The 3,327-nt window shown below is 73.8% G+C and carries 3 protein-coding genes; 2 read left to right on the forward strand and 1 reads right to left on the reverse strand.

The window, feature by feature from the left end; translation table 11 throughout:
- Positions 1 to 479 precede the first annotated feature (479 nt).
- Entirely contained in the window at positions 480 to 845 is a 366-nt protein-coding gene (locus ABD308_RS39065) for a TlpA family protein disulfide reductase (RefSeq protein ID WP_425554969.1), read from the reverse strand.
- A gap of 321 nt (positions 846 to 1,166) precedes the next feature.
- Between ABD308_RS39065 and ABD308_RS39070 the strand changes: the two genes are divergently transcribed.
- Together ABD308_RS39070 and ABD308_RS39075 are read left to right on the forward strand one after the other, a co-directional pair.
- On the forward strand, positions 1,167 to 1,937 hold the full coding sequence (locus ABD308_RS39070; protein WP_344345834.1) for a lysophospholipid acyltransferase family protein: 771 nt from the start codon (positions 1,167 to 1,169) through the stop codon (positions 1,935 to 1,937).
- A gap of 157 nt (positions 1,938 to 2,094) precedes the next feature.
- On the forward strand, positions 2,095 to 3,306 hold the full coding sequence (locus ABD308_RS39075) for a TolB family protein (RefSeq protein ID WP_344345836.1): 1,212 nt from the start codon (positions 2,095 to 2,097) through the stop codon (positions 3,304 to 3,306).
- Positions 3,307 to 3,327 lie beyond the last annotated feature (21 nt).

Consider the following 3,327-nt stretch of genomic DNA (forward strand, 5'->3'; position numbering starts at 1 on the left):
TCACCCGTCGCGTCCGGCACGTACTTCACACAGACAACGATCCTCAAGCTCACGGCCTGTCTCCTGTACTGGTCTCGTCCGGCGGCTGCGGCTGCGCAAGGGGATGCGAACACGGCTCGCACCCGCTCCCGGCGGCCTGCTCCCGTGCCGGTCCGGAACTTGCTGGCAGCATACCCGCCAGTAGCCCGACGGTCACTACTCGCCAGTAGCTTACGCCGCGCGGTCCCGGCCGAGCGCCCCGCGGCCCCCTCGGCAGCCCCGGGAAGGCCTCCGGTCCACCGCGGACCGGGGGGACGGTCACACCGCCGTCAGGCCCATCCTGCCCCAGCCCACCTCGGACTCCACCCGACGGGGCTCCCCTTCCGCCACCGGAGTCACCTCGGAGCCGCCCCGCACGCCCCCGCCCACACCCCGGCGCCCGCCGGACCGCCGACCTCCGGACCGCCACCGACCATCGCCGGACCACCTCCAGGCCGCCGCTAGACCGCCGCGCCCAGCGCCGCGATCACATCCGCCCGCCGGGGCTGCCCCGCCGCCCGCCGCACCACCCGGCCGCCGGCGTCCAGCACCAGCACGGTCGGCGTCCGCACGACGTCCAGCCGCCGCACCAGCTCCAACCGCTCCTCGGCGTCCACCTCGACGTGCGCCACCCCGGCCACCATCCCCGCCACCTCGGCCAGCACCCGCCGGGTCGCCCGGCACGGCTGGCAGAACGCCGTCGAGAACTGCACCAGCGTCGCCCGCTGCCCGAGCGGCTCCCCCAGCTCCGCCGCCGACAGCCGCACCACCCCGTCACCCACCCGCACCCACAGCCTTCCGTCACCCGCGCCCGACCCGCACACCACCGGCGGCCGCCGAACGCGCCCGCGGCCACCACAACACCCGCCGCCGCCCCGGTCATCCCCGAGCCGGCCCCGCCCGAACGGGCAGCGAAAACGACCGGACGCCCGGCCGGGAAAAGTTCCCGTCCCAGCTCATCACGCACATCACACCGCCGGATCCGACCGCGCGGCCCGGCTCAGGTGACAGCGGGTACCCGTTCGGGGGATCATCTCCGTGTATCGCCCGTGGCCACCGCGGTGTGCCGCGCCCCCGGTCGGCCCCGCCCACCGCACGCGGGACCCCGCCGTACTGGGCCGCCAGGCCCGTCGAAGTCAGGACTGACCGTGGCAGAGCTCGTGTACCCGCCGGTGATCGGCGCCGCGCTGACCGTCTTCCGCGCACTCGACGTGCGCATCAGGATCATCGGCGCCGAACACATCCCCGCGAAGGGCGGGGCGGTGCTCGTGAGCAACCACATCAGCTACCTCGACTTCCTCTTCGCCGGCCTTGGCGCCTACCGCGGCGGCAAGCGCAAGACCCGCTTCATGGCCAAGGACGACGTCTTCAAGCACGCCGTCTCCGGCCCGCTGATGCGCGGCATGAAGCACATCCCGGTCGACCGCACCGACGGCCAGCCCGCCTACGAGGCCGCCGTGCGCGCCCTGCGCGCCGGCGAGGTGGTCGGCGTCTTCCCCGAGGCGACCATCAGCCGCTCCTTCATGCTGAAGAAGTTCAAGACCGGCGCCGCCCGGATGGCCGCCGACTCCGGCGCCCCGCTGCTCCCGGTGGTCCTCTGGGGCACCCAGCAGCTGTGGACCAAGGGCCGCCCGAAGACCCTCACCAAGCGGCACGTCCCGGTCACCATCATGATCGGCGAGCCGATCGTGCTGAAGCCCGAGGACAAGCCGGTCATGGTCACCCGCCGGCTGCGCGCCGCGATGACCGAGATGCTCGACCGGGCCCAGCGCGAGTACCCCGGCAAGCCCTCCGGCCCCGACGACACCTGGTGGCTGCCCGCCCAGCTCGGCGGCACCGCGCCCACCCTGGAGACCGCCGAGGCCGAGGACGAGGCGGAGGCCGTCGCCAAGGCCGAACGGCGCGCCGCCAAGGACTGACCCACCGCCCGCGAACGGATGACTCCCCGTCCCCGAGCGGACGCGGACCATCGCGTGTCGCCCCGTCCCCCTCTCCTCGATCTGACACAGTGACAGCTCCTTCGGGGGGCTCACGCCCGGCCGCGCCGGACGGATCGGAGACGGAGATGAGACGCGGATGACCCGCACACGGACACGGCTCTCACGGACCACCCCCACCATCCACCGCACCACACCCACCACGGCCCGCACCCGCCACCGCGCCGGTGCGGGCCTCCTGCTGGCCGGGGCCCTGCTCACCGGCTGCGGCGCCCAGCCCGGGGAGATCCCGCTCAGCGAGATCCGCGCCGAGTCCCCCACCCCGACCGCCGATCCGGCCGTCGCCACCGTCACTCCCGAGGTGCTCGGCGCCGCCGAGGCCGCCCCCGCCGCCCCGACGCCCCCCAACGGCCTCATCGCCGGCCGGGTCTTCCTCGATCAGGGCCGCCTCACCAGCGCCATCTTCACCGTGACCGCCGACGGCAAGACCCGCCAACAGCTCACCCAGCCGCCCGAGCAGACCCGCGACGACCATCCGGCCTGGTCACCCGACGGCACCACGATCGCGTTCGACCGCACCAGCGGCGACTCCCGCGGCCGGCTCTGGATCACGGGCGTCGACGGCCGGAAGGCCCAGCAGCTCGGCGCGCTCTGCGAGGCCGACGCCCCCGACTGCCTCAACGAGGCGGAGACCACGCCCGCCTGGTCACCCGACGGCACCCGGCTCGCCTTCACCCGCGCCTGGGGCGAATCCGACCCGGAGGACGACCAGATCCAGTACAGCGACCTGTACGTCATCGCCACCGACGGCACCACCGCCCAGCGGATCACCTTCCTCAACAACGACGTCCCCTACTCCGGCGACGTCACCGACCCGGCCTGGTCCCCCGACGGCACGCAGATCGTCTTCTCCTACCGGACCAGCGCCACCGGCCAGCCCGCCAACAGCCGGGCGCTCTACCTCGTCAACGCCGACGGCACCGGTCTGCACCGCCTCACCCCTTGGGAACTGCGGGCCGGCGAACGCGCCAGCTGGTCCCCCGACGGCGGCCACATCCTCTTCACCAGCTACCCCGGTGACACCGACAACGCCCCCGGCGGGGGCATCTACACCGTCCAGCCCGACGGCACCGCCATCGAGGCGCTCACCCCCGACCCGTCCGACACCACGTACGGCAACGCCACCTACTCCCCCGACGGCACCACCATCGCCTTCGCGCAGGCCGCCGCCGGCGGAACCTCCGAGCTCTACACCATGAACTCCGACGGCACCGACGTCGCCCGGCTCTCCGACACCCCCGGCCACGAGGAGGGCCGCCCCACCTGGGGCACCGCCCAACCACAGCGCTGACACTCCGCGAAAATGCGAAAA

Origin of the sequence: Kitasatospora putterlickiae (genome assembly GCF_039527695.1) — a bacterium.
In the GTDB taxonomy this organism is placed as follows: domain Bacteria; phylum Actinomycetota; class Actinomycetes; order Streptomycetales; family Streptomycetaceae; genus Kitasatospora; species Kitasatospora putterlickiae.